General features: G+C 60.4%; 24 protein-coding genes. 5 read left to right on the top strand and 19 right to left on the bottom strand.

Annotation, left to right across the window (positions count from 1 at the left end; translation table 11 throughout):
• Nucleotides 1-5 precede the first annotated feature (5 nt).
• The gene (locus tag KR52_RS03505) at nucleotides 6-374 is read right to left on the bottom strand and encodes a hypothetical protein (protein ID WP_051834261.1); all 369 of its coding nucleotides are present in this window, start codon (nucleotides 372-374) and stop codon (nucleotides 6-8) included.
• Between the two features lie 72 nt (nucleotides 375-446).
• Between KR52_RS03505 and KR52_RS03500 the strand changes: the two genes are divergently transcribed.
• Complete coding sequence (locus tag KR52_RS03500) at nucleotides 447-1,334, top strand: NAD(P)-dependent oxidoreductase (RefSeq protein WP_038552521.1); 888 nt, start codon at nucleotides 447-449, stop codon at nucleotides 1,332-1,334.
• Here the strand turns inward: KR52_RS03500 and KR52_RS03495 are convergent.
• A complete protein-coding gene (locus KR52_RS03495; RefSeq protein ID WP_038556787.1) occupies nucleotides 1,331-2,068 on the bottom strand; it encodes a hypothetical protein in 738 nt (245 codons plus the stop codon). The genes KR52_RS03500 and KR52_RS03495 overlap by 4 nt on opposite strands.
• A 57-nt stretch (nucleotides 2,069-2,125) precedes the next feature.
• Here KR52_RS03495 and murG point away from each other — a divergent pair, with 57 nt between their 5' ends.
• A complete protein-coding gene (gene murG / locus KR52_RS03490) occupies nucleotides 2,126-3,202 on the top strand; it encodes an undecaprenyldiphospho-muramoylpentapeptide beta-N-acetylglucosaminyltransferase (protein ID WP_038552519.1) in 1,077 nt (358 codons plus the stop codon).
• Here murG and KR52_RS03485 read toward each other — a convergent pair.
• On the bottom strand, nucleotides 3,184-4,251 hold the full coding sequence (locus KR52_RS03485; protein ID WP_038552517.1) for a threonine-phosphate decarboxylase: 1,068 nt from the start codon (nucleotides 4,249-4,251) through the stop codon (nucleotides 3,184-3,186). The two genes, murG and KR52_RS03485, sit on opposite strands and share 19 nt — an antisense overlap.
• A 49-nt stretch (nucleotides 4,252-4,300) precedes the next feature.
• Here KR52_RS03485 and KR52_RS03480 point away from each other — a divergent pair, with 49 nt between their 5' ends.
• Nucleotides 4,301-5,077 carry a pentapeptide repeat-containing protein gene (locus KR52_RS03480; RefSeq protein ID WP_038552515.1) on the top strand — a complete coding sequence of 259 codons (777 nt, stop codon included), beginning with the start codon at nucleotides 4,301-4,303 and terminating at the stop codon, nucleotides 5,075-5,077.
• Between the two features lie 3 nt (nucleotides 5,078-5,080).
• Here the strand turns inward: KR52_RS03480 and KR52_RS03475 are convergent, their stop codons facing one another.
• The 6 genes from KR52_RS03475 to rnhA form a co-directional block, all read right to left on the bottom strand.
• The gene (locus KR52_RS03475) at nucleotides 5,081-7,153 is read right to left on the bottom strand and encodes a type II secretion system protein GspD (protein ID WP_051834260.1); all 2,073 of its coding nucleotides are present in this window, start codon (nucleotides 7,151-7,153) and stop codon (nucleotides 5,081-5,083) included.
• A 337-nt stretch (nucleotides 7,154-7,490) separates the two neighbouring features.
• Nucleotides 7,491-8,210, bottom strand: a complete 720-nt coding sequence (locus tag KR52_RS03470) for a hypothetical protein (protein WP_051834259.1) — start codon at nucleotides 8,208-8,210, stop codon at nucleotides 7,491-7,493.
• Nucleotides 8,207-8,824, bottom strand: a complete 618-nt coding sequence (locus tag KR52_RS03465) for a PilN domain-containing protein (RefSeq protein WP_156957573.1) — start codon at nucleotides 8,822-8,824, stop codon at nucleotides 8,207-8,209. The genes KR52_RS03470 and KR52_RS03465 overlap by 4 nt, the downstream gene beginning before the upstream one ends.
• 59 nt (nucleotides 8,825-8,883) lie before the next feature.
• Entirely contained in the window at nucleotides 8,884-9,807 is a 924-nt protein-coding gene (locus KR52_RS03460; RefSeq protein WP_038552508.1) for a hypothetical protein, read from the bottom strand.
• Between the two features lie 525 nt (nucleotides 9,808-10,332).
• The gene (locus tag KR52_RS03455) at nucleotides 10,333-11,514 is read right to left on the bottom strand and encodes a quinone-dependent dihydroorotate dehydrogenase (RefSeq protein ID WP_038552506.1); all 1,182 of its coding nucleotides are present in this window, start codon (nucleotides 11,512-11,514) and stop codon (nucleotides 10,333-10,335) included.
• An 8-nt stretch (nucleotides 11,515-11,522) separates the two neighbouring features.
• Complete coding sequence (gene rnhA, locus KR52_RS03450) at nucleotides 11,523-12,266, bottom strand: ribonuclease HI (RefSeq protein WP_038552503.1); 744 nt, start codon at nucleotides 12,264-12,266, stop codon at nucleotides 11,523-11,525.
• A 51-nt stretch (nucleotides 12,267-12,317) separates the two neighbouring features.
• Between rnhA and KR52_RS03445 the strand changes: the two genes are divergently transcribed.
• Nucleotides 12,318-13,058 carry a DUF3747 domain-containing protein gene (locus KR52_RS03445; protein ID WP_038552499.1) on the top strand — a complete coding sequence of 247 codons (741 nt, stop codon included), beginning with the start codon at nucleotides 12,318-12,320 and terminating at the stop codon, nucleotides 13,056-13,058.
• A gap of 273 nt (nucleotides 13,059-13,331) precedes the next feature.
• Here KR52_RS03445 and rplL read toward each other — a convergent pair whose 3' ends face one another.
• From rplL to gloA, 8 genes are all read right to left on the bottom strand, one after another.
• The gene (gene rplL / locus KR52_RS03440) at nucleotides 13,332-13,721 is read right to left on the bottom strand and encodes a 50S ribosomal protein L7/L12 (RefSeq protein WP_038552497.1); all 390 of its coding nucleotides are present in this window, start codon (nucleotides 13,719-13,721) and stop codon (nucleotides 13,332-13,334) included.
• Nucleotides 13,722-13,775: 54 nt separating this feature from the next.
• A complete protein-coding gene (gene rplJ, locus KR52_RS03435) occupies nucleotides 13,776-14,303 on the bottom strand; it encodes a 50S ribosomal protein L10 (RefSeq protein WP_006851480.1) in 528 nt (175 codons plus the stop codon).
• Between the two features lie 239 nt (nucleotides 14,304-14,542).
• On the bottom strand, nucleotides 14,543-15,250 hold the full coding sequence (gene rplA, locus KR52_RS03430) for a 50S ribosomal protein L1 (RefSeq protein ID WP_038552494.1): 708 nt from the start codon (nucleotides 15,248-15,250) through the stop codon (nucleotides 14,543-14,545).
• Between the two features lie 71 nt (nucleotides 15,251-15,321).
• Nucleotides 15,322-15,747, bottom strand: coding sequence for a 50S ribosomal protein L11 (gene rplK, locus KR52_RS03425; protein ID WP_006851160.1), 426 nt, complete (start codon nucleotides 15,745-15,747; stop codon nucleotides 15,322-15,324).
• A gap of 109 nt (nucleotides 15,748-15,856) precedes the next feature.
• Nucleotides 15,857-16,525 (bottom strand): transcription termination/antitermination protein NusG, encoded by a 669-nt coding sequence (gene nusG, locus KR52_RS03420; protein WP_038552489.1) that lies wholly within the window; start codon nucleotides 16,523-16,525, stop codon nucleotides 15,857-15,859.
• A 21-nt stretch (nucleotides 16,526-16,546) separates the two neighbouring features.
• Complete coding sequence (secE, locus tag KR52_RS03415; RefSeq protein ID WP_038552485.1) at nucleotides 16,547-16,789, bottom strand: preprotein translocase subunit SecE; 243 nt, start codon at nucleotides 16,787-16,789, stop codon at nucleotides 16,547-16,549.
• A 70-nt stretch (nucleotides 16,790-16,859) separates the two neighbouring features.
• Entirely contained in the window at nucleotides 16,860-19,646 is a 2,787-nt protein-coding gene (locus KR52_RS03410) for an ATP-dependent Clp protease ATP-binding subunit (RefSeq protein WP_038552482.1), read from the bottom strand.
• 5 nt (nucleotides 19,647-19,651) lie between these two features.
• Entirely contained in the window at nucleotides 19,652-20,050 is a 399-nt protein-coding gene (gloA, locus tag KR52_RS03405; protein WP_038552479.1) for a lactoylglutathione lyase, read from the bottom strand.
• A gap of 112 nt (nucleotides 20,051-20,162) precedes the next feature.
• Here gloA and eno point away from each other — a divergent pair, with 112 nt between their 5' ends.
• On the top strand, nucleotides 20,163-21,455 hold the full coding sequence (gene eno, locus KR52_RS03400) for a phosphopyruvate hydratase (RefSeq protein ID WP_038552476.1): 1,293 nt from the start codon (nucleotides 20,163-20,165) through the stop codon (nucleotides 21,453-21,455).
• Nucleotides 21,456-21,476: 21 nt separating this feature from the next.
• On the opposite strand, the gene KR52_RS03395 is transcribed toward eno, so the two are convergent.
• Nucleotides 21,477-23,129 carry an AarF/ABC1/UbiB kinase family protein gene (locus KR52_RS03395; protein WP_038552473.1) on the bottom strand — a complete coding sequence of 551 codons (1,653 nt, stop codon included), beginning with the start codon at nucleotides 23,127-23,129 and terminating at the stop codon, nucleotides 21,477-21,479.
• The gene (locus KR52_RS03390; RefSeq protein WP_038552470.1) at nucleotides 23,129-23,440 is read right to left on the bottom strand and encodes a hypothetical protein; all 312 of its coding nucleotides are present in this window, start codon (nucleotides 23,438-23,440) and stop codon (nucleotides 23,129-23,131) included. Before KR52_RS03390 ends, KR52_RS03395 begins: the two co-directional genes overlap by 1 nt.
• Nucleotides 23,441-23,472 lie beyond the last annotated feature (32 nt).

Raw genomic sequence — 23,472 nt, 5'->3', positions numbered from 1 at the left:
ACAGCTCAGGCCTGGAGCCTCCGGCTTCTCCCATCGCGCTTGTTGCGGGTGCGTGCCGGCAGCCCCAGCTGATTCCGAACCTTGTTCATGTACGCCCGGTAGTCCTGCTTGAGGGACTTCCGGGCTCTTTTCATCTCCTGGCGACAGGTCTTCAGCTCAGCAGCAGAGGTTGACGCATCGATGCAGCGCTGCTGGCTCTTCAACAAATCCAGCCTGCGCTGGTAGTTGTCCTTGGCCCAGGACTTGCGGGCCTGGAACAGAACCTGGCTCTGTTCAGGGGACTGCTCCCGCCCCACAGCGCCCGATGGGGCCATCGTGATCACCGGTGCGGCCAACAGTGCAGCCAGGGCCAAGGAAACGGTGGAGGTGCGCATGAATGAAGCCTTCACAATGCATTCACTGTGGCGTCATCCATCAATCAGGATCTGAATGGTCTGCGATGAGTGATGACCAGATGTGACTTGAGCCTTGGCTTCGTGGGGCTGGGAGCACTCGGCCTCCCCATGGCGATCAACCTGCAACGCGAAGGCTTGCGGCTGCGGGTGCACACCCGCAGCCGGAGGGCTGAAACCCATCCGGACCTCAAGGATGCGACTCCGTGTTCCAATCCCGCGGCCGCCAGCGCCGGCGTCGATGTTCTCCTGCTTTGCGTCAGCGACGATGCAGCCGTTGAGGACGTGCTGTTCGGACCGAACGGAGCTGCATCACAGCTGAGCGCCGGCAGTGTGGTGCTGGATTGCTCCACCATTGCTCCCTCCACAGCTCAAGGCTGTGCGGAACGGCTGGCCCACCAAAACGTGCATTACCTGGATGCCCCCGTCACCGGGGGCACGGAGGGTGCCAAACGCGGCAGCCTCACGGTGCTGGTGGGGGGAGCGAGCGAGCCACTGGAGCGTGTTCGCCCCATCCTCGAGGTGATCGGCGCGTCGATCCACCACTTCGGCGGCGTGGGGCGCGGGCAACAGGTGAAGGCGGTGAACCAGGTGCTGGTGGCCGGCAGCTATGCCGCCGTGGCGGAGGCCGTGGCCCTGGGCCAGAGCCTGGATCTGCCGATGCCCCAGGTGATCAATGCCCTCAAAAACGGTGCAGCCGGCTCATGGGCCCTCGACCATCGCAGCGACGCCATGCTGAACGGCAGCTACCCCCTCGGATTCCGGCTCAGCCTGCATCGCAAGGATCTCGACATTGCTCTCGAGGCGGCCAGAGCCGTGCAGCTGGATCTGCCGGTCACAACCTTGGTGGAACAGCTGGAACTCGATCTCATCAACGATGGCCATGGCGACGAGGACGTGTCAGCCCTGCATCGATGGAACCATCCAAAGGAAGGGCGCTAGTTGCTGCTGACCACCCGCACCCGTTTGGTGGCCGTCACCACCCCATCGGGATGCACCAGCATCACGGCCCAGGTCTGCGAACCGGGTTGCTGCGGTGCCTGAACGCTCTTGAACAAACCACCACCCCCCAGAGGTGCCAAAGGCAGGTTGGGGCGGAACTGAGCCGTGAGCTGCGCATCGGTGAGGTCGATCAGGCCGCCGGCCACCAGAGCCTTCCCCAGCGGCTCTTCAACCACCAGATCGATGTCATAACGACTGCCGGTGAGTACCACATCGGGGATGGCGAGATTGACCGACAAGGGGCGTTTACCGCTGCGCAGCAACGACTGCTGCGCCAACAGTTCCTGCTCCACCAGCTGACCCGCCTCCAGGCGAATCGCAATCTGTTCTGTGGCGTCCAAGGAGTAGGTCAGCCCCTCGGATTCCGTGGCACCCCGCACCCGCAGGTTCAGGGTCGGCCGACCATCCGGCGTTGACTCGGCAGGCTCCACCTGCCACATGACCTCAGGGAAATCCTGCCGGAAACGCTCAAGGCGCTGGGCCAGGACAGGCAGCAGCTCACTGCTGACCACTGTCTCGAAGGCTGTAGGACTGCCGCTGTTCAACACCGTTTGCAGGCGCGCGCTGAAACGCTCCAAGGCACGGCTCTGGCCTCCAGGCTGCTCGAGGGCATGGACCGGCGACAGCACCAGCGCCATGGCCGAGACGAGCGTGACTCCCAGGAAACGACGCACGAACGCAACGCGACAGTCCAATTAAGTTAGGGGTGATAAGCGGAGACGGCCGACGCGATGACCCGGCTTCTGATCGCCGCCAGCGGCACGGGCGGCCATCTCTTCCCCGCGCTGGCTGTGGCAGAAGCTGTTGAAGACCAGTGGCCCGTGCGCTGGTTGGGGGTGCCCGATCGACTTGAAACGCGTCTGGTGCCGGAGCGCTTCAACTTGGTATGTGTGAACGCCGGAGGCCTGCAGGGGCGTGGACTCACCAAGCTGCTGCAGCTGCTGCGTCTGCTGCTGGCCAGCGTCGACGTTCGGCGGGTGATCCGCCGGAACGCGATCGATGTCGTGTTCACAACCGGCGGATACATCGCCGCACCCGCAATCCTGGCGGCGCGCTGGTGCGGCATCCCTGTGGTTCTCCATGAATCCAATGCCATCCCAGGGCGGGTCACCCGATTGCTGGGCCGCTTCTGCAGCGCTGTAGCCATTGGACTCCCTGCTGCCGCCAAGCGCATCCCGGGCAGTCAGCCGGTGCTGACGGGCACACCGGTGCGTTCCCACTTCCTGACAGCCCAACCCCTGCCGAGCTGGGTCCCCTCCGGCAAGGGGCCCCTTTTGGTGGTGATGGGCGGCAGCCAAGGCGCGGTCGGGCTGAACCGCATGGTGCGGGCTGCGGTGCCAGCCCTGCTGAAACAGGGCTGCCGCGTGGTGCACCTCACCGGCGACAATGATCCCGACATTCAGCAACTGCAGCACCCACAGCTGGTGGAACGCCGGTTCAGCGATGAGATCCCCGGACTGTTGCAGCATGCCGACCTGGCCATCAGCCGCGCAGGTGCCGGCAGCCTCAGTGAACTGGCGGTTTGCGGGACCCCCAGCGTGCTGGTGCCATTCCCCCAGGCTGCAGACCAGCATCAGGAGGCCAATGCCGCCTGCGCCGCATCCCTTGGCGCAGCGGTGATCGTGCACCAGCACGACCCGGATCATCCCGTGTTGCTGAGCACCATTGAACGGCTTCTGAAGGCACGTCTAGGACAGGCCTCAGCTCAATCCGATCCGCTTCCTCAGATGCGTGAAGGCATGCAGACCCTGGCGGAACAGGAAGCCGAGCGGCAGTTGGCCGCCCTGCTTCAGACCCTGGTGGCCTGAACCTGCTTCAGCGCTCTGAGGATCCGGCGGTTGTTGGCACGGGTCTGCAAACCGATCCGCAACCAGGATTCACCAAGGCCTTCGAAACTGCGGCAATCGCGCAAGAGAATGCGGTGGTCCTGTTCCAGAGCTTCACGCAAAGGCACCAGGGAGTCCGCCGCGGAAACCAAGAGGAAGTTGGCGCTCGACGGCATGGGGCAGAGGCCAGGCACGGCGGCCAGGTGGTGTTGCATCCAGGCACCCTCCCTGGCGGTCCACCGCTGCACCCGTCGGCACCAGCGTCGATACCGCCCAGGAGGAACCAGCAACCGCTCGGTCAGGGCAGCAGCGACGCCATTCACCGGCCAGGGGTCCCGCCAGTCCCGCCAGCGCTTGAGGCGGTCGGGGTGCCCAATGGCATAGCCAAGGCGCAAGCCCGCCATGCCAAACACCTTGGTGAGGCTGCGGATCACCACCAGGTTGGGATGGTGCTCCACCAGCGGAATCAGCGATTGCAGCTCCCCATCGGGCACCAGGGGCAGGAAGGCCTCATCGCAGATGACCAGGTCATGGGTCGCCAGCAGGAGCTGCAACGATGCACGGCTCCACAGCTGACCCGTGGGGTTGTGGGGATTGCAGATCCAAGCCACCGGCGGTTGCAGGGGGGGATGCAGCTGCAGACCAACCTGTTCCCCATGCAAGGCCAGGGGAACATCAATCCATGGGGCGTCCCAGCACTGAAGTGCCCGCCGGTAATCGGCAAAACCAGGCGCCAGCAGACCACTCACGCCAACGGCAGCGGCATCGCGCGCCGCCCAGGTGAACAACTCAGCCGCCCCGTTGCCGGGCAGCACAGCTTCAGGATCCAGGCCATGCAGCCCAGCCAGCGCCAGGCGCAGAGCCATCTGGCCCCGGTCGGGATAATCGCGGATCGCGGTCAGAGGCAGACGCGGGCAACGCGGACTCCAGGGGGCCAATGAAGCGCTGGCATCCAGCAACTGCGATGCCCTGCAGTTCAACCGTGCGGCGATGGCTTCGCGGTTGCCGCCATGGCGCAGGTCGACGCCCATCCCGACTCCCGATACAACACTTAGACATGACCAGCGTGGACCACTGCCCATGACGGCCCGAGTGCTGCTCTTCACCCTGCTGCTCGCCACGCCGCTGGCCGCTCGGGCGGACGATCTGATCCTGCTGCTGCAGCAACGGAATTGCCCGGACTGTCGCCTGGCGGATGTGGATCTGGTGCACGCTGATCTGCGGGATGCTGATCTGAGCGGGGCGCAACTGCAACGCGCCAATCTGTCTCAGGCGCGGCTGGATGGAGCCGATCTACGCAACACCGATCTCCGCTTCACCAGCCTGAGGGGGGCGTCGCTGCGCGGCGCTGATCTCCGAGGCAGCAAGCTCTACGGCACCGACCTTCGCCTGAGCGACCTCTCCGGTGCAGTGTTGGATCCAGACGCCCTTGAACAAAGCCACTGGCAGGGGGCACGAGGCATCGCCAGTGGAATCCGCAGCCATGCATCACTGCACAATGCCGGGGTGGATGCCGCCGAGAAGGGCCAATGGGAAAAGGCTGAAAAATTATTCGGCGAAGCAATCAAGGCAAAACCGGAGGATCCGTTGAGCTGGGTAGCGCGCGGGCTTAGCCGCGGTGAACTTGGTCAAAGCGACCTTGCTGCCAAGGACCTTGCATACGCCGGAACTCTGTTTAGCGAAAGCGGTGATCAGGTAAAAGCAGAACAGCTGGAATTGGCTAGTAAGAAGACCCGTGATCCACAAACACCCTCAACCAAAAGTGGTACCGGGATTGGGTCAACAATTTTGTCTGGAGGGTTATCAGTCCTACAAATCATCGGCCCAATGGCACTTCGCGCACTATCACCCTTGTGAAATTTAAAAAGTCCTTAAAACCCTCCTGACATCTGGGGTTTCAGGTCTGTAATAACCATAACCATATTCCCCTCCCTGCTCATCGTCGAGTATTTGAGGAGTGACAACGATCACAAGTTCTCTTTTTTCGCGCACCGAAGTTGTTCCTCTAAACAAACTACCAATAAGCGGCAGATCTCCAAGCAATGGCCATTTTCTTACCTCCTCCACTTGCTGATCAGACATCACACCAGTAATTACAAGAGTTTGGCCATCTCGCAACCGAATCCCACTGGCAGACAATTGACGACTGTCGAGATTAAAGATATTAACACCATCGTTTTGGCCCGCAAGAACAGGCAAAGAAATCTTAGGAGTAATATCCATTGTCACAAAACCATTATCGTCGATCCTATCAACACCAACCGAAAGAGTTATACCCGCGGTTTCAGTTTCAAAAGTAGTATTCTCAGATGTAATGTCACCTACACTGATAATCTCGGTCTCTACATTAGTAAAAACTTCAAGGCCTGTTTTGACTTCCGAAATCTGCCCCTCTCCTACAAGCAAAGTAGGCTCGGCCAGTATTTTGGCACTACGGGACTCAATCTGAGCCTCAAGATAGGAGTAAAAAGAGTTATCTGGCTGCCGACGCAAGTCCGAGCGAGGCACATATTTCAACCGTCCATTTTCATCGTATACGGGCTGCCTTACCTGTTCCGCCGTGGGATCCGTCGACGACACGTAAATAGGCTGACCATTACTATCAAGGACAGTCCTTGTCTGCGTGGAATTCGGATCAGTCGAAGGAAAATATACTTTGCGGCCACTGGAATCAATTAAATCTCGAAACTCGACCTCACCTTGCGAGTTAATAAAACGCTCCTGAGCCACTTCGTAGTTGGGCACTTCCAGCTGTCTCTGGGCAACGGGATCAATAACACGCTGCTGAGGCTCTTCACCATATCTGGCGTAAGTGCCTGGCACCCCAGAATCTCCACTTCCATAAATGCCAGTACCTTCAACACCTCCGGGTTTGTAATCACCGAAATTGATAAAAGCCTTTCCCTTATCGCTAACTATGAACGTGTTACCCATCCTAGAAGAAAAGCTTGAATCAATTCTTTTGTCGTTATCCAAATCCACATTTATGATCTGAACTTTTACAGCGACCTGCCTCTTACGAAGATCAATCTGCTTCAAATAACTTTCAGCCAAAGCAATCAATCGAGGCTCGCCAACAAGTGTTACAGAGCCAAGACGACCATCGGTGGTACCAACCAGACCATTGAGAGGGCCAACTTGTGCCTCCAAAGTTTCAATCGAACTCTCAATGCCCGTAGCTTGAGATACTTGATTACTAAGCTCCGTTGTCCCAAGAGAAGCGGACGAGCCAGTCGTTACTTTGATTTCAATTACCTTAGTCATTTTAGCACCCAAACTTGACAAATAATTCGCCGCCGTTTCCGGCTTGACCTGATTAAGACGAAAAACTTTCGACATCTGGGGGGCAAAACTAGAGTTCTGCAATGACTTTCCTACCAGCAAAGTGCGACCTTCTAATCGCCCTTCAAGTCCAGAGGACAACAAAATACTGTTGAGAGCACGTCCGAAAACTTCATTTTTAAAAACTACACTAACTGGCCTAACGACCGGCTCTTGATCACCTGAATCCAGCGAATCCACATAAACGAAGTTAAAACCACCAACTTTCGATAAAGCCATTAATGCATCCTTGGCCGGAGCATTATTCAGAATCATCGAAACAGGAGGTCCCGAAATATTGAGGACATTATTGGGACTTACAAGCATGGAACCGACCGCCATATCTCCGAGAGGTGGTGCACTCGCGCGGGATCGCAACGGTGGAACGAAGCTGGGCTGCGCAACGCGGCCAGGCCGCCTCAAGTCAAGTTGAGCAGATGTCGACGTCTTGCCTTGAGCAGAGAGTCCTTGAAAAGAAACAATCAACTCCTCTCCATTGGCACTGATCCGAGGCTGGGTCAGTGTGATGTTGTGGCTTGACTGAACAGCCAGATCAAAGCCAAAGTCGCTGTTCTGACTCAAGCGAATTGATTTCAAGCCCAGCTCGGGCATTGAAACCTCCTGTGGAACCGGCAACGTTCGTGATGACGACCCCTCCAAACGGCCAGTCCAACTGGAGGACGAAAGATTCTGACTCCGCACCCTCGAGCTGGCCCCAAGGCCAGACACCACCAGATCCACCCGGCCTGCCATCCGACGCACCTTCAAGGCGACCGTCGTTGAAGCGACAGCCGGCGCCGAAGCCAACGCTGTGACCATCTCAACGGTGGAGCAACTCAAGCCCAGGAGAACGACGAGTGGAAGTGAACGTCGAACCAATGAGCTCCGCACCTGAGGCCAATCAAATCAATGCCTCGACCTTATCGGCCAAAAACCTGACCAACCAGTCCTAGACAGGTAGTTTTGCAACTGACTGACCCATGATCGGAGATGCCCCGGTCTGAATGTCGTAGAAGTTCAGCTGCAGGGTTAACTGAGTTGTTGGCTGCTGGGGATCTGAATCTTCGTCACTGGTCTCAATCTCAACGGCCGTGATCTCAAGGTTGCTGCTTTCAACCAACAACTCCAAAGCTTCCATCTTCTGGAGAAACGCATGCAAGCCGTCGTAGGGGCCGCGAACGGCAAGGGCGACTGAAGACTTCTGATACCCAAGCGCTAGAAGCGGGTCCGTCGGTTCCAACGACTCGTCACCCTTCTGGTTTTGATCCTGAGCTTGTGGCTGTTGCGCCGAAGCAACTACGGGCGCCAATGGTTCATACCGAAGAATTTTCACATCTGACAAGACGGCCTGTTGATTGAGAAGCGCCAAAAAGGTCTGAACCTTGTCACGACCAGCCAGAAAACCGATCAACAAATCCTGTTGCTGTTGAGCCTGTTCCAGTGCAAAAGAGGCCGATTCCAGTTGCCCTTCCATTACAGGAAGGTTGCGTTGCAATTGCAGCAAAGAATCACGACGCCGCTCCAGTTCTTTCGCGTCCTGCCAGACAGGCCGCAGAACAATCAGGAACAAACACGCCGACACAATCACGCCAAAGATGATGGGCAGACCCACCAACACACGTCCACGGGTGATCCACTGGCGACGTCCCGAAGGCAGAAGATTGGTCACAGCCCAACCCCCTTGGCCCGCAGCAACTCAAAGCGTTGCGCCAAACCATCAGAGCCGAGTTCACGAAGGCGTTCCGGCGTGGTTCCGGCCGTGGAATCGATGGCTGATTCCAGCCTGAACTCGATCAAACCCGCATCGTCTGCAGTGGCCTTCACGATGGATGTTCCGTTCAGGCTGAACTCCTGCTCCGCCTCAAGATTGAGGGCTAGGGCATTGATGCGCTGGAACGCATCCGACCCTTCGGCTTCCCCTGTGATGGTCAGCTTCGAAGGTAAAGCTGCCACTGCGCGCAGACGAACACCCTTTGGCGTGACCTGTCGCATCTGTTCCAGCAATGCAGAACTTGATCGCAACGCCACTAGTTGAGACGCGATCTTTTCAACCTGTTGCTTCAGAACATCGCGTTTGGAGGCCATGGACTTCAGCCTGGCCTGGGCATCGCCAAGACGCGCCTCCACGGGAGCCAAGGCAACAACCTCAGCGGTGAGGCGGCTCTGCCGGTTGTGCAACAAGAGCAGCAGCACCAAGGGCGTTAAGACCAGAACAATCCCCAACAGACTGCCTTTGGCCAGCAATGGATAAAGGGACTGATGAGCGACCGGCTCAGACGGCAAGCCGCGCTCAAGCCGAACCTCCCGAAGCCAATCTGATCCAACGGAGCTCCTCACAGATTTCACCAGCACTCCTCCTCATGCAGCTGACCAAGCACCAAATGCGCCAGGGGGGACAGCACCTCTGCCCCCGCTGATTCGGTCCAGGGATCGGGAGACCAAGCCAGAGGCCGATTCAAGCTCTGTTCACCAGCCTCCGCATCAACAAGCTGAAGCCAATCGCGACGGCTTGGATCCTCAAGCGTGAACCACCAGCCCAAGGGTCTTGGTGCATTGAGTTTCTGTTGCCAGGAACGAATCAAGGCGCGAGTCTCGGCGATACAGACATCCACATCGTTCGACGAAAAGGTACGGTCAATCTCGGGAATCCGATCTCGCATCAGGATCAGACGAGCCCTTCCGTCATGGAGCAACAACCAAGCAAGATCACCGGACCAATCCTGAGTGATTTGACGCAATCCGTTCAGGGCATCGGTGAGTGACCAACTGATCCGACGCAGGGGCAAATCTGCGATTTCCACGATGTCCACCCAGGCCTGGATCAGTGCTCGGGATGTTCCACACACCGCAACACTATCTCCAATCACGCTGGTCATCAGATAGCTCTGATCCAAGCTGAACGGAAGATCCAGCGAACCTGGAAGCTCACGTCGCAAGTCAGGCATGGCTTCAACATCACAACTCAAACCGTCAAGAACGCGCCAGGAGGCTGCCGCAGGCGGAAGCGAAAGCACCAATTCGGCTCCAGGCAGCTCCACATCAAACAGCAGATCAGCAATCAACTCACCAATCGCCTCACGGGCCTTGGGCATGCCATCACGACAGGAACCTGCCGACAGATCAGCACAACGGAAGGTCCAACCCCGGGCACCCCGCCAGCAGATCGACAACCCGCCATTGGAAATCATCACCAGCACGGGGCGAGGATGAATCAAACGGTCCCACGCCAAACGACTGGATTGCCACTGTGGGAATGAAGACAGCATCCGTGGCGACGCCGGAATAAAGGCTTTGGTTCAGACGGTACCAAAGCTGAGCAAACTTGGAAACGGGATCGGCCTGCCACCGAACAGCATTGTCATTCAAGACAGAAAACAGGAAGAAAACAAGGATGATTGGAAATCATCAGTTCCATACCAAAAACCAATCAACGGGATCAATGATCCACGCATCAATAGATCGCAAAACAGATATCAACACACGGCAACTGCATGCAGATCGAGAATCAAAGGATGAACTGATCGCTCAGCTCCGCAGACCATCCATAGCTTCAGATTCAAACATCAACGCGAAGCCTTCACCTCCAGGCAAAAGAACAAGTGAGCCCCACAGGAGCGAATGGACATGTTTATCGCCATGAAGACAAAACCTCACAGCAACCAGTTCAAGGCAGGAATGCAAGAGGACAAACAACGCACTCGCAATGCCAGCTCCTTCGAGCGAAACGCATGCGAACAGGAGAGTTCAAGAGTTGAATCACTCTGAGCATGAACGGAACGAATCCGCTGTCCTCAATCCAGCCAAGGCAAACCGCTGCCCGAGGCCTCCGCGATGTTGCGCAGGCCATGGCGATCCAACTGCAGCAGCAGACCCTCCAGAATCCGCGGCACCAGATCCGGCCCCTGAAAAATCCATCCGGTGTAGACCTGCACCAGAGATGCGCCTGACGTGATCCGCTCCCAGGCGGATTGGGGGGAATCAATCCCACCAACACCGATCAAGGGCAATGCGGGGCCAGCACTGGCCCGCAAGCGACGGATCACCGCCAGGGCCCGATGACGCAGAGGTGCACCACTGAGGCCACCAGCCTCCTCGGCGAGCGTGCGCCCGGTCTGCGGCAGACGCCGTTGCTCAAGGCCCAGCCGATTGAGACTGGTGTTGACCGCGATCACGCCGGCCAAGCCCTCCTCGAAGGCCAGCCGAGCCACCGCATCGATCGATTCATCGTCCAAATCGGGTGCGATTTTCACCAGCAGAGGCGGACAGGCCGGTAGTCGTCGCAACCGCTCCACAAGCCGCCGCAACTGGGCTGTGTCCTGCAGTTCCCGGAGTCCCGGAGTGTTGGGGGAGCTGACATTAATCACCGCATAGTCCGCCAGCGGAGACAACAGCTCCAGGGAGGCCGCATAGTCATCTGGGGCCTGCTCCAGATCGGTGATCTTGGATTTGCCGACATTGATGCCCAGCACCGCTGGCCGCCGGCCGGGCGGATCCAACCGTTGGCGCTCCAAGGTTTTCAACAGGGCCTTGGCGCCGTCGTTGTTGAATCCCATCCGGTTCAACGCGGCCTGCTCGTCCGCCAGACGGAACAGACGTGGTCTGGGATTGCCCGGCTGGCCATGCCATGTGACCGTGCCCACTTCGGCGAAGCCAAAGCCGAAGCGATCCCAGATCGCTGCCGCCACACCGTTCTTGTCGAATCCCGCCGCCAAACCCACCGGGTTGGGAAAACGGCAGCCCAACAACACCTGCTCCAGGCGCAGATCACGCCGTTGCAGATCGGCCGCGACGCCATCAAGCACGGTGGACACCCCTGGCCAGCGGCGCCTGAGGCTGGCCTGGCCAAGGGCCGTGAGCGCGGTGCGCGACAGCTGTTCAGCATCCAGGCCATCATCTCGCGCCAGCACCGGACCCAGCCAACGCTGGTAGAAGGCGCCGCTGCTGAGCGGTCCGGCCGAAGAGGACGGCGACATGCTCTGCCTCAGGACTGTTCTGATCCTGCCTTGCGACGTTGCAGGATCCAGCGACCCTCCAGCTGGGGCTCGACAATCCAATCCCTCCAGATCCAGCGCTCCTGCTTGGTTTCCAGCTGTTTGAACGGCTGTTCCACCAGCTGCGCCAGCTCCAGCAACGAGAGGCTGTAGCCACCCTCCGCCAACCGATCCGCCAACTCCAACCGTGACAACAACTGCAGCAGAGGCCTGGGGGCAAGCTCGGATGAAGCCTCTGATGCGGCCTCAGGTGATCCCTGCTTCAGGGCCAAATCCGGATGGGCCGCATGGGAAAACGCCACAGCGATGCGATCCACCCGGTCATTGTCTGGATCGCCGCTATGCCCTTTGACGTACCGCAGCGGGACATCATCCAGACGTGCAGCATCCAAGGCCTTCCAGAGGTCCTGATTGAGCACAGGCTTACCAGCAGCCGTTTTCCAGCCTTTTCGCTTCCAGCCTTTGATCCAAGAGCCCAGCCCATCAATCAGATATTTACTGTCGGTACGCAGGGTGAGATCCGGATGACGGGGCAGCTGCTCAAGCCGTTGCAACACCTCCAAAGCCGCCTGCAGTTCCATGCGGTTGTTGGTGGTGTCGGGGGCATGGCCACCGAATTCCTCAACGCTGCCGTCTTCGAAGCGCAACAACGCACCCCAACCTCCCGGACCTGGGTTTCCGCTGCAGGCGCCATCCGTCGCTGCAGCCACAACCCGTCCCCGTCCTTCCGCCATTGATCGGTCCCAACACTGTTCGGTACAACACGGCTTCTGGCGTCACCATGCATGAGCCGAACCTACCTGCGGGCTGCGGGCCTGACTGCCGTGGGACTTCTGAGCGCTGGCCTAACGCAGGGGGGCGTAGCGCGTTCGCTGTTTGAGAGCACCGCCGTCCCGCAGGAGCGTTTCGCTGTGCTGGCACAACCCATTGGCAGGTCCCAATGGAAACTGCTGGTGTTGGAACAGATCAAGGCCCAACCGTCCTGCTGGACGTCACGCCCGGATGGACTGGTGGAACCAAGCCTGAATCGCTTCGATTTCAGCGGGATCTGCAAGCGCTACCTCGACAGCAATGGCTACTCACTGCGCAGTGGAGGGCAAGATCTGGGCACACGCTTCCGCTTCCGGATCAAGCAATCCGGTCGGTTGCTGAAGCTCGAAGCCCTCGATCCTCAGCAACGGGCGCCACTCCTGGTCGGTCAGGCCGCCGTAGCAAAACGCGACGCCAACGGATTCATCCCCCTGCAGCTGGAGCCTGGCTGGGAGCTGGAGCGCCGCGTCTATCAAGAGCGCAAGTTGAATCACCTTTACTTTGCCCACCAGGAACCGGTGAACCGGCTGCTCGCCAAGGCGAGCAGCCACAGCCAAGGGTATGGATTCAGGCCTTGGGGGGCACCGAAGCCACCGGTTGCACCACCACCCCTGCCCTCAGCGAACGCAACGCGCACATCAAGCAGTCGCCCATCAACCAAGCGAATCGCCAGCAGAGGCCCCATCCGATTACAGGTGATCCCGTACGGCCGCTAACAGCAAACCGTCACAGTGCCAGTTGAGAGAGCGACCAGAACAAGGCTGACAACAAAGGAAGCGCTCCTAGGTTTTGGATGTGTGAGGAGTGCCGAACGCCTCTTCAGGGTCGAAACAAGGACAGACTCCTGAACGTGTTCCTCTCGACAAAAGCTCCGCCTTTGGCGGAGCTTTTTTGTTGGCCAGAGAAAAATACAAAAAAACCGACCCTCGAAAGGGCCGGTGGCTGAACACAAGGAAACGAGGAGAGGGACATGCCCTCTCCCGCGGCAATCACTTGAGGGAGACCTTGCCGCCGGCCTCTTCGATGGCCTTCTTGGCAGCCTCGGCGTCTTCCTTGGAGACACCTTCCTTGACGGCCTTGGGAGCAGCCTCGACCAAAGCCTTGGCGTCGCCCAGACCCAGACCGGTGGCTTCACGGACAGCCTTGAGGACCTTGATCTTGGCGGAAGCCTCGAAGCCTTCGAGGATCACGTCGAATTCGGTCTTCTCTTCAGCGGCCTCGCCACCGCCACCAGCAGCGCCAGGGGCAGCCATCACAACACCAGCAGATGCTGCGGCAGACACACCGAAGGCCTCTTCGATCTGCTTGACCAGCTCGGAAGCTTCAAGCAGGGAAAGGGATTTCAGCGATTCGAGAATTTCGTCGGTTTTTGCAGACATGGTTTTGAAAGGGGAAGCAACAGATCAATGAACAGTGGTCTCGGCAGGGCCGAATCAGCCTTCGCCGCCTTCGGCGTGCTGCTTGAGCGCCCTGGCCATACCAGAGGGAACCTCGTTGATGCCCACAGCGACCTTCGTGGCCACGGCGTTGATGGCACCGGCGATCTGAGCCATGAGCTGCTCCTTGGAGGGGAGATCGGCAATGGCTTTGATCTCGTCCTGAGACAGGAGCTTGCCTTCGAAAAGGCCGCCCTTGGTCTCGGACTTCTTGAGTTCCTTCTGGAAGGTCTGAACGGCCTTCACACCGGCACCAACATCGCCCTTCACCAGGACGAAGGCGTTGGTTCCGGTCAGCAGGGAGTCGAGGCTGGCCCAGTTGCTGTCACCATCAATGGCACGGCGCATCAAGGTGTTTTTGGTCACCTTGCAAACGCTGTCGCTGGCCCGCAGACGATCCCGCAGGTCAGACATCTCCTTGATGGACAGGCCCTTGAAATCAAGGACAAGTGCCAGTTCGGCGTCGGCGAGGAGCTCTTTGAGCTCTCCGACGATCTGCTGCTTGTTCTCCAGCGTGCGGCCCATAGGGATTGGATCGGATCAAAGGAACAAGCTGGGCACACGGCCGATCGAGTCTTCGAGAGGAAGACGAGGCCGCGTGCCGATCCAATCCCGGATGGGACAAAAACCGTGTCGCGTCTGCCTCGGCAGGGATTACATCAACGGGAAGGACTGAAGTCATTCCCAGGGACATCCTGCTGTCTCTGGCCGGGCGCGTGCCCGATTTGGCTTTCGCCAATCTTTAAGTGTAGAGGAGAGCCGGATCAGCTCCCCTGCTCGATGTCCTGCAGAGCAGAGAAATCGACTTCAACGGAAGGACCCATGGTGGAGGTCACATACAGGGACTTCCAGTAGCGGCCCTTAGCACCACTGGGCTTGTTGCGGTCGATGGTCTCCTGCAGGGTCTTGAGGTTCTGCAGCAGGGCATCGGCACTGAAGCTGGCCTTGCCGAAACGGACGTGGACGATGCCGGTGCGGTCGGCACGGAATTCCAGTTTGCCGGCCTTGAATTCCTTGATCGCGGCCTCAAGGTCCGTGGTGACGGTGCCTGCCTTGGGGTTGGGCATCAAGCCACGGGGGCCGAGGACCCGACCCAACTTGGCCACTTTGGGCATCATGTCGGGGGTGGCGATCAACAGGTCGAAATCCATCTCGCCCTTGCTGATGCTTTCCACCAGGTCTTCTTCACCGGCGAGTTCAGCACCGGCGGCTTTGGCTTCAGCCACCTTCTCACCACGGGTCACCACGGCGATGCGCACGGTCTGACCGGTGCCATTGGGCAGTGCCACGGTGGTGCGCAGCTGCTGGTCGGTGTACTTCGGATCGATACCGAGGCGCACATGGGCCTCCATCGTCTCGTCGAATTTCGCGTTGGCATTGTCCTTAACCAGGGCAATCGCCTCGAGGGGTGCGTAGGCACGGTCCTCGATCTTGCCGGCCAGGCTGGCCAGGCGCTTAGAGATTTTGGGCATGTTCAGAGGTGGGGTTCAGGCGACATCAGTGATGCCTCCCCCGAATGGGTTGGAGAAGCGATGCAGCGACGTCAGTCGCTGATGGAAACGCCCATGTTGCGGGCGGTGCCTTCGATGATCCGCATGGCGGATTCAACGCTTGTGCAGTTGAGATCGGGGAGTTTGGTCTTGGCGATCTCCTCGAGCTGAGCCCGACTGATCGATCCAACACTGCCCTTGGCGGACTCACCGGATCCCTTTTGGATCTTGGCGGCCTTGGTGATCAGCACCGACGCCGGAGGCGTCTTGGTGATGAAGGTGAAGCTGCGGTCTTCGAAGACCGAGATCTCCACCGGAATCACATAACCGGCCTTGTCCTGCGTTCGAGCGTTGTACTCCTTGCAGAACATCATGATGTTCACACCGTGCTGACCGAGGGCAGGGCCCACCGGCGGCGCGGGGTTGGCTTTGCCGGCGTCTAGGGCCAGCTTGATCACAGCTACGACTTTCTTGGCCATCGGCTGGGGGGTTTGGACAGCTGCGGATCACCAAACCCTCGGGTCGGGTGCGGCGGAATGGTTGCCCATTCCCAAGGCCGCCCTCCGCAGGGAGACGGCCGCCGCCAGGTCAGTTCTGTTTGCTGATCTGAGAAAACTCCAGTTCCACAGGAGTCTCTCGACCAAAGATGGAGAGCAGCGCCTTGAGCTTGTTGCGCTCCCCAGACACTTCGATCACCTCGCCCTGGAAGTCCTTGAACGGACCAGCTGTCACCAGGATCTGATCGCCTTCGGTGAGATCCACCTTGACGACGGTCTTCTTCTCGGCAGCGCGCTTGAAGATGCGATCCACCTCAGAGCGGCTGAGGGGACGAGGCTTGATGTGACCACGGGCCTTACCGGTGGCGCGCCGGTCCTCAGCACCGACGAAATTGATCACGTTCGGGGTGCTCCGCACCGCCATCATCGTGTCCTCATCCAGCACCATCCGAACCAGCACATAGCCGGGAAACACCTTCTCCTCGGTGGACTGACGGGTGCCGTCCTTCTTCAGCTTGACGGCAGGGGTCTGGGGAATCTCGATTTCGAGGATTCGGTTGCTCACCCCGAGGGTGACGGCCCGCTGCTCCAGGGTGGCCTTGACCTTCTTCTCGCAGCTGGAGGCCACTTGAATGGCGTACCAACGGGCGATGGCCGTGTTGGCGACAGCCGCCGCAGGCAAGGTGCCGTCTTCCCCCTCGTTCGGGGCCGGCAGATCAAGCACCTCAGGGGTGTCCGGTGTGGTCAGGTCGTCGGGCACGGCGAGAAAGGTGATATCGAGTCAGCGGAACACCTGGGACGAAGCCCACCCAAACAGACGGCTGACAGCCGCAATGGTGGCCGCCGAAAGGCTGACCATCAGGATCACAGCGATGGATTCGCTGAACAGTTGCTGGCGGCTGGGCCAGACCACGAGTTTCAGCTCATCAACCGTGTCCGCCAGAAAACCACCGGATTTGGTGGAATCGGCAGCGGCCTTGGAGCCGTCGGAAGTGGTGGTGTCCTCAGAGATGGGGCTGGTCACGGGGATGGGACCGGAAGTTGACAACGGTGCCGGTGGGCACTTCGCCAAACAGACACCCTACCGGATGCCCTCAAACCCCCACCGGATCGAACACCAGGGCATCCGTGCCGGCCTCCCCCAGCCGCACCGTCACGCCACTGGCTCCGGCAAAGCGCTCCTCAAGCAGCAGGGTGGAGAGCGGATTTTCCAATTGGCGCCGCAACACCCGACGCAGGGGCCTCGCCCCGTACTCCGGTTCATGGCCCTGACGGGCCATGGTCTCAGCGACAGCATCGTCCACCTGAAGGGCAAGACCCTGCTCGGCCAACAGGGCAGCGAGGTCCTTCAGTTGCAGCTGAACAATCCGCACCAGATCGGCCACCTCCAAGGGGCGGAAACGAATGACCTCATCAATGCGGTTGAGGAATTCAGGCCGGAACTGGCTGGAGAGTGCTGCATCCACCTGCTGTTGCAGGGCTGACTCATCCGTGGATCCCGAACGGGCATGTTCAAGGATCGCCGGGCTGGCCAGATTGCTGGTCATCACAACCACGGTGTGGCGGAAATCGACAGTGCGGCCCTGGGAATCGGTGAGCCGGCCGTCATCCAGCACCTGCAGCAGCAGGTTGAAAACATCGGGATGGGCCTTCTCCACCTCATCAAGAAGCAGCACCGCGTAGGGACGACGGCGCACGGCCTCCGTGAGCTGCCCCCCTTCCTCATAGCCGACATAGCCGGGGGGAGCACCGATGAGCCGAGCCACGGCATTCCTCTCCATGAACTCGCTCATGTCGAGGCGAACCAGAGCCTCCTCTTCATCAAACAGCGACCCCGCCAGCGCCTTCGCCAGCTCGGTTTTGCCGACGCCGGTTGGCCCCAGGAACAAGAAGGAGCCCACCGGACGACGGGGGTCCTTCATGCCGGCCCGGGCACGGCGGATGGCAGAAGCAACGGCCGTCACCGCCTCAGCCTGACCAATCACCCGGTCGGCGAGGTGGGCGTCGAGATCCAGGAGTTTGCGCCGCTCGCCCGCCAACAGCCGCTGCACGGGGATCCCGGTCCAGCGAGCCACCAGATCCGCAATGTCCCCGGCCTCCACCTGCTCGCGCAACAGAGTCGTTCCGGCCGACTGTGCCTCCGCCTGGGACGCCTCCAGCTCATCCCGGCGCTGCTGCACCCGATGCAACTGGTCGTACTGAAGGCGGGCCGCTTCCTCGAGGTCGCCATCCCGCTCGGCTTCAGCGATGGCATGGCGCAGGTCTTCGTCCTGCTGGAGCAGCTGACCGAGCTCCTCGAGCTGACCGCGCTCCTCCTGCCAGCGGCGCCGCAGATCGTCCAGTCGCGTGGACACCTCAAGCCGGTTGCGCTGGAGCTGAATCCGTTCCGCTTCAGGCGCCTGCTCAGCCGCGAGCAGAGCCAGTTCAACGCGACGCAGATCCGCCTCGGCCTCCTCCACCACCTGCGGCTTGGAGGTGACCTCCATCTTCAGTTGCGCCGCCGCTTCATCAATCAGGTCAATGGCTTTGTCCGGCAGGCAGCGATCGCTGATGTAGCGGTCGGCAAGACGGTTGGCGGTCTGGATGGCGTCGTCGGTGATGGTGACGCCGTGGTGGAGTTCATAGCGCTCCTTGAGGCCCCGCAGAATCTCCAAACTCAACTCCAGGTCCGGCTCACGGATCACCACCTGCTGAAAGCGCCGGTTGAGGGCCGGATCCTTCTCCACCGTGAGCCTGTAATCCTCAGGCGTGGTGGCGCCGATGCAGCGCAGATCCCCACGGGCGAGGGCTGGCTTCAACAGGCTGCCGGCATCGGTGCTGCTGCGATCGCTGCCGACCACGGTGTGCAGCTCATCGATAAACAACACCACACCGGAATCGGAACCACTCACCTCCTCGAGCACCGAACGCAGGCGTTCCTCGAACTGCCCCCTGAACTTGGCACCGGCGATCAAGGCCCCAAGATCGAGCGCCACCAGCCGCAGGCCCTGCAACGACTCAGGCACTTCACCCGCCACGATCCGCTGGGCCAACAGCTCCGCAATCGCTGTTTTGCCAACACCAGGTTCACCGATGAGCACCGGGTTGTTCTTGCTCCGGCGTGACAGCACCTTGATCAGGTTGCGGATTTCGGAATCGCGTCCGATCACAGGATCGAGGCTGCCTGCCTCCGCTTCTTCGGTGAGGTCCCGCCCGTAGGACTCCAACGCCGAGGGTTGCTCCTGCAGCGAAGCATCGGAGGCCGCTGAAGGCTCGAGGCGGTCCGGCTGTCGAGGCAGGACAGACGGCTGGGGGGAAGCCGACTCGCGCAGAGCTCGGGAGGAGGGGGGAACAGAAGCTACCCGTTGACGACGCGGAGCCTCTTGCGGAGACGACGGCCCCGGCCGGCCCTGCGGTGGAGATTGAACACCGCCCACCCCAGCGTCAACACCCTTCTGGAGCAACAGTTCAAGCTGATCGGCCGACAGCCCCAGCCCAGCGAACAACTCAGCCCCGATCCTTGGATCAGCGCCGATGGCCATCAGCACTTCCGGCAGATCGATGACATCGCCGTTCCAGCGCTGACGAATGGCTTCGGCCGCATCCAGCAGCTGCTCCAGGTCATCACCGATGTACAGCTCATCACCTCGCCCTGAAGGCTGATCGGCCAGCACATCCTCCAGGCGATCCAACAAGGCATCGATCGGGAGGGGCAAGCGCTCCACCAAGCGGCGGCATGAGGGATCGGTGAACAGCACCTGGATCAGGTGCTCCACATCCAACTGCTCATGGCGCCAACGACGGGCGACGTCCTGACCACTCAGTAGCAGATCCCAGGCCGCATCGCTGAAGCGGTCCGGCTCATGGGTGAGGCTGCCGTTCAAAGCTGGGGATGAGGTCATCCTGTTCAGGCGGGGGCTTTGGAGGACAACTCGATCAATTCCACCTTGTAACCATCGGGATCTTCAACAAAAGCAATGACGGTGGTGCCGTGCTTCATCGGGCCAGGTTCCCGCACGACGCGCCCACCCTTATCGGCAATGCCCGCACAGGTGCTGCGGATGTCATCCACCCCAAGGGCGATGTGGCCATAGGCATCACCCAGGGTGTAGCTCTCAGTGTCCCAATTGTGGGTGAGTTCCAGAACAGTGTGATTCTCTTCCGATCCGTAGCCAACAAAGGCCAGGGTGAAGCGCCCGCTGGGGTAATCCTTCCGGCGCAGAAGCTGCATGCCCAGGACCTCGGTGTAGAAGCCCAGAGACCGCTCCAGATCAGCGACCCGAAGCATGGTGTGAAGCATCCGCATGGGTGAGCGTCGTGCAGCGTGAACCTGCCGTCATTCTGGCCAGGTATGACCCGTCACAACACGAGAGAGAGGGGCGACCCATAAGATCGCCGGGTTAAGCGTCTGTCCCAACGTGATCGATTCCCTCGACCTCGTCATCGACACCATCGTGGCCCGAGAGGTACTCGATTCCCGCGGCAACCCCACGGTTGAAGCCGAGGTGCTGCTCGAAGGAGGTGCCATGGGACGCGCCATCGTTCCCAGTGGTGCCAGCACCGGCGCCCACGAAGCCCACGAACTGCGTGACGGGGGCGACCGCTACATGGGCAAGGGCGTGGGCCAGGCCGTGAACCACATCGAAGAGCGGATCGCACCGGCCCTCTGCGGCCTGTCCGCCCTGGATCAGGCGGCTGTGGACGCCGCGATGCTGGAGCTGGACGGAAGCGACAACAAATCCAACCTGGGAGCCAACGCGATCCTGGCGGTGAGCATGGCCACCGCCCGCGCTGCCGCCAACGGTCTGGGCATTCCCCTCTACCGCTACCTCGGCGGCCCGATGGCCAACCTGCTCCCGGTGCCGTTGATGAACGTGATCAACGGTGGCGCCCATGCCGCCAACAGCCTTGACTTCCAGGAATTCATGCTGGTGCCCCACGGCGCTCCGAGCTTCCGCGAAGCACTGCGGATGGGCACCGAGGTGTTCCACACGCTCAAGAAACTGCTCAGCGACAAGGGCATGAGCACCGCCGTGGGCGATGAGGGCGGCTTCGCGCCGGATCTGGGCAACGTGGAAGCCGGCGAAATCCTGGTGGAAGCGATCAGCAAGGCGGGCTACAAGCCTGGCGAACAGATCTCCCTGGCCCTGGACGTGGCCAGCACCGAATTCTTCGAGAACGGTCGCTATGCCTTCGATGGCGGCAGCTACACCAGCGCCGAGATGGTGGGCCAACTCGAGCAGCTGGTGGAGAAATTCCCGATCGTTTCGATCGAAGACGGCCTGGCGGAAGACGACTGGGACGGCTGGAAGCTGCTGACCGAGCGCCTCGGCGGCAAGGTGCAGCTTGTGGGTGATGACCTGTTCGTGACCAACACCAAGCGTCTTCAACAGGGCATCGACAGCGCCACGGCCAACTCGATTCTGATCAAGGTGAACCAGATCGGTTCGCTCACCGAGACCCTCCAGGCGATCGACCTGGCAGGCCGCTCCGGCTACACCAGCGTGATCAGCCACCGCAGTGGCGAAACCGAAGACACCACCATTGCCGACCTATCCGTCGCGACCCGCGCCGGACAGATCAAGACCGGCTCCCTCAGCCGCAGCGAGCGGGTCGCCAAATACAACCAGCTGCTTCGCATCGAAGACGAGCTGGGCAGTCAGGCCGTGTACGCCGGCGCGGTTGGACAAGGCCCCCGCGGCAAGGCCTGATCTCAGGCCCCCGACAAAAATTCAACGGTTGGAACCGGGCAACTGCTCCAACCGTTGATCCCGACCGATCTTGACCTGCATCCGGAACCAGCCCAAACCCACCGGCAAAGCGGCAGCAGCCGGAAGAATTGACCAGAGCGGGCGAGCACTAGCACCGACAATGGCGGTGGCCAAAGCCAAGCATCCAAGCAACACCGATTGACCGATCGATTGCTGAGCCAGAGCCATCCGGCGAAACTGCCGATCTGATTCCCCCAGCCGCACCTGGAGCTGAAGATCTCCCTGCTCCAGGCGTTCCAGGCTTTCGTCCAGTCGCCGCGGGAAAGCCGCAGCGCGGCTGCTGAGGGCCCCGACCTGACGGCCGAGTTCGTTGAACAGATCGTTGCTGCCGGAGCCGCTTGAGGTCATGAGTGGAAGGAGATAAGGCTTGGCGATCGCCACCAAACTAAAAGCGGGATCGAGGCTGCGGCCAACACCCTCGAAGGTGGACAGCGCCCGCATCACAAAGATCAGTTCGACCGGCAAGCGAAAGGGCTGGCCGTACACCAGGTCGTAGAGATCGCCGGAGAGTTTGTCGATCACATTGGCCGTGAACGGTGGGGTGAGGGCCTCCTGCAGCATCAGCCGCACCAGACGACGCACCGGACCCACATCAATGCCTCCTGAGATCACCCCGGCCGCCTGCATCTCCTCCACCAACCCAGCGGAATCACGGGCAGCAGCAGCGCGGACCATGGCTCCCAGACGTCGACGCAGGCCGTCTGACAACAAGCCCATCATTCCAAAGTCGTAGTAGATGAGAGCGCCATCGCTCGCCACGGCGAGGTTGCCGGGATGGGGGTCGGCATGGAAAAACCCGAACCGCACCAGCTGCTTGAGATAGCTGGCGGCGCCCACCTCAGCCACGGCGACGGGGTCGATGCCAGCTTCGATCAAGGCCTCACGGTCGTTGACCTTGATGCCCGGCAGATAGTCGAGACACAGCACACGTCGGCTGCTCAATTCCCAGACCACGCCCGGAATCCTGATCCGTTCGTCATCCAGAAACTGTTGACGAAAACGCGCCGCATACTGGGCCTCAACGCGGAAATCAAGCTCGCGCAGCAGCACACGTCGACATTCGCGGGCCATTGCCGGCCAATCGCGACCACGACCCCAATTGGGATTGCGTTGCAAGACCGCCGCCACCTGCTGCATCACCTCCAGATCAAGGCGAAACAATCGGTCCAATCCGGGCCGCTGAACCTTGAGCACCACCTGCCGGCCACTGCGCAGGCTGGCTCGGTGCACCTGAGCCAACGAGGCAGCACCAAGGGGCTCCGGGTCAAGGTCGATGACCTCTGCACAGCGCTGACCCAGCTCTGCTTCAAGCACGGTCTGCACCTGATCAAAACTGAAGGCGGGAACGCTGTCCTGCAGTCCCGCCAATTCAGCCACCCAACCCGCCGGGAGAATGTCGGGCCGGGCGGAGAGCAGCTGGCCCAACTTGATGAAGGCTGAGCCCAGAGACAGCAACTCAGCCGTCAACCAGCGGGCACGCCCTTGCTGACGGCGAGCGCGACGCTCAGGGGTGACGCCACCGCGATAGGTCCAGGACTGACCATCCCACCAGAGCAGGAAGAGCAGCGTCAGGACAGCTCGCCAGATCCGGAGCGCCCGCAGCAGTCGGAACATCAGGGGCGTGCCTCGATCGCTTGGCTGAGATCAGCCACCGTGGCCCGGAGACGATCGATGACAGCTTGTGGGGCCTCGGGCGATTCAACAGAGGTCTCGGCGTCTGTGCTCCCCGTGGCCTGATCAGCGCGTTCAATCCGTTCCGCCTCAGCACGCACCTCCTCCTGAAACAGATCCCATTCCTGACGCATTCGTTGCGGAGCGTCTTGCGCCAACACGGCAAGCTCCGCTGCCGCATCTGCAAAACCATGACCCAGGCGCGCACTGATGCGATTCACGGTGGCGCGAATCAAGGCCTCCGACGAGCCCATGGACCGATTGCAGACAAGCTCAACTGTGGCAG

The sequence above is a fragment of the Synechococcus sp. KORDI-52 genome (assembly GCF_000737595.1).
GTDB lineage: Bacteria > Cyanobacteriota > Cyanobacteriia > PCC-6307 > Cyanobiaceae > Parasynechococcus.
The sequence above is the reverse complement of the archived record's forward strand: the minus strand, read 5'-3'. Positions and strand labels throughout refer to the sequence as shown.

What these genes read in the sequence shown, in the direction of transcription:
- KR52_RS03505 (WP_051834261.1), bottom strand. Translation starts at nt 374, where the DNA reads ATGCGCACCTCCACCGTTTCCTTGGCCCTGGCTGCACTGTTGGCCGCA.
- KR52_RS03500 (WP_038552521.1), top strand. Translation starts at nt 447, where the DNA reads ATGACCAGATGTGACTTGAGCCTTGGCTTCGTGGGGCTGGGAGCACTC.
- murG (WP_038552519.1), top strand. Translation starts at nt 2,126, where the DNA reads ATGACCCGGCTTCTGATCGCCGCCAGCGGCACGGGCGGCCATCTCTTC.
- KR52_RS03485 (WP_038552517.1), bottom strand. Translation starts at nt 4,251, where the DNA reads ATGGGCGTCGACCTGCGCCATGGCGGCAACCGCGAAGCCATCGCCGCA.
- KR52_RS03480 (WP_038552515.1), top strand. Translation starts at nt 4,301, where the DNA reads ATGACGGCCCGAGTGCTGCTCTTCACCCTGCTGCTCGCCACGCCGCTG.
- KR52_RS03475 (WP_051834260.1), bottom strand. Translation starts at nt 7,153, where the DNA reads ATGCCCGAGCTGGGCTTGAAATCAATTCGCTTGAGTCAGAACAGCGAC.
- KR52_RS03460 (WP_038552508.1), bottom strand. Translation starts at nt 9,807, where the DNA reads ATGCTGTCTTCATTCCCACAGTGGCAATCCAGTCGTTTGGCGTGGGAC.
- KR52_RS03455 (WP_038552506.1), bottom strand. Translation starts at nt 11,514, where the DNA reads ATGTCGCCGTCCTCTTCGGCCGGACCGCTCAGCAGCGGCGCCTTCTAC.
- rnhA (WP_038552503.1), bottom strand. Translation starts at nt 12,266, where the DNA reads ATGGCGGAAGGACGGGGACGGGTTGTGGCTGCAGCGACGGATGGCGCC.
- KR52_RS03445 (WP_038552499.1), top strand. Translation starts at nt 12,318, where the DNA reads ATGAGCCGAACCTACCTGCGGGCTGCGGGCCTGACTGCCGTGGGACTT.
- rplL (WP_038552497.1), bottom strand. Translation starts at nt 13,721, where the DNA reads ATGTCTGCAAAAACCGACGAAATTCTCGAATCGCTGAAATCCCTTTCC.
- rplJ (WP_006851480.1), bottom strand. Translation starts at nt 14,303, where the DNA reads ATGGGCCGCACGCTGGAGAACAAGCAGCAGATCGTCGGAGAGCTCAAA.
- rplA (WP_038552494.1), bottom strand. Translation starts at nt 15,250, where the DNA reads ATGCCCAAAATCTCTAAGCGCCTGGCCAGCCTGGCCGGCAAGATCGAG.
- rplK (WP_006851160.1), bottom strand. Translation starts at nt 15,747, where the DNA reads ATGGCCAAGAAAGTCGTAGCTGTGATCAAGCTGGCCCTAGACGCCGGC.
- KR52_RS03410 (WP_038552482.1), bottom strand. Translation starts at nt 19,646, where the DNA reads ATGACCTCATCCCCAGCTTTGAACGGCAGCCTCACCCATGAGCCGGAC.
- gloA (WP_038552479.1), bottom strand. Translation starts at nt 20,050, where the DNA reads ATGCGGATGCTTCACACCATGCTTCGGGTCGCTGATCTGGAGCGGTCT.
- KR52_RS03395 (WP_038552473.1), bottom strand. Translation starts at nt 23,129, where the DNA reads ATGTTCCGACTGCTGCGGGCGCTCCGGATCTGGCGAGCTGTCCTGACG.
- KR52_RS03390 (WP_038552470.1), bottom strand. Translation starts at nt 23,440, where the DNA reads ATGGGCTCGTCGGAGGCCTTGATTCGCGCCACCGTGAATCGCATCAGT.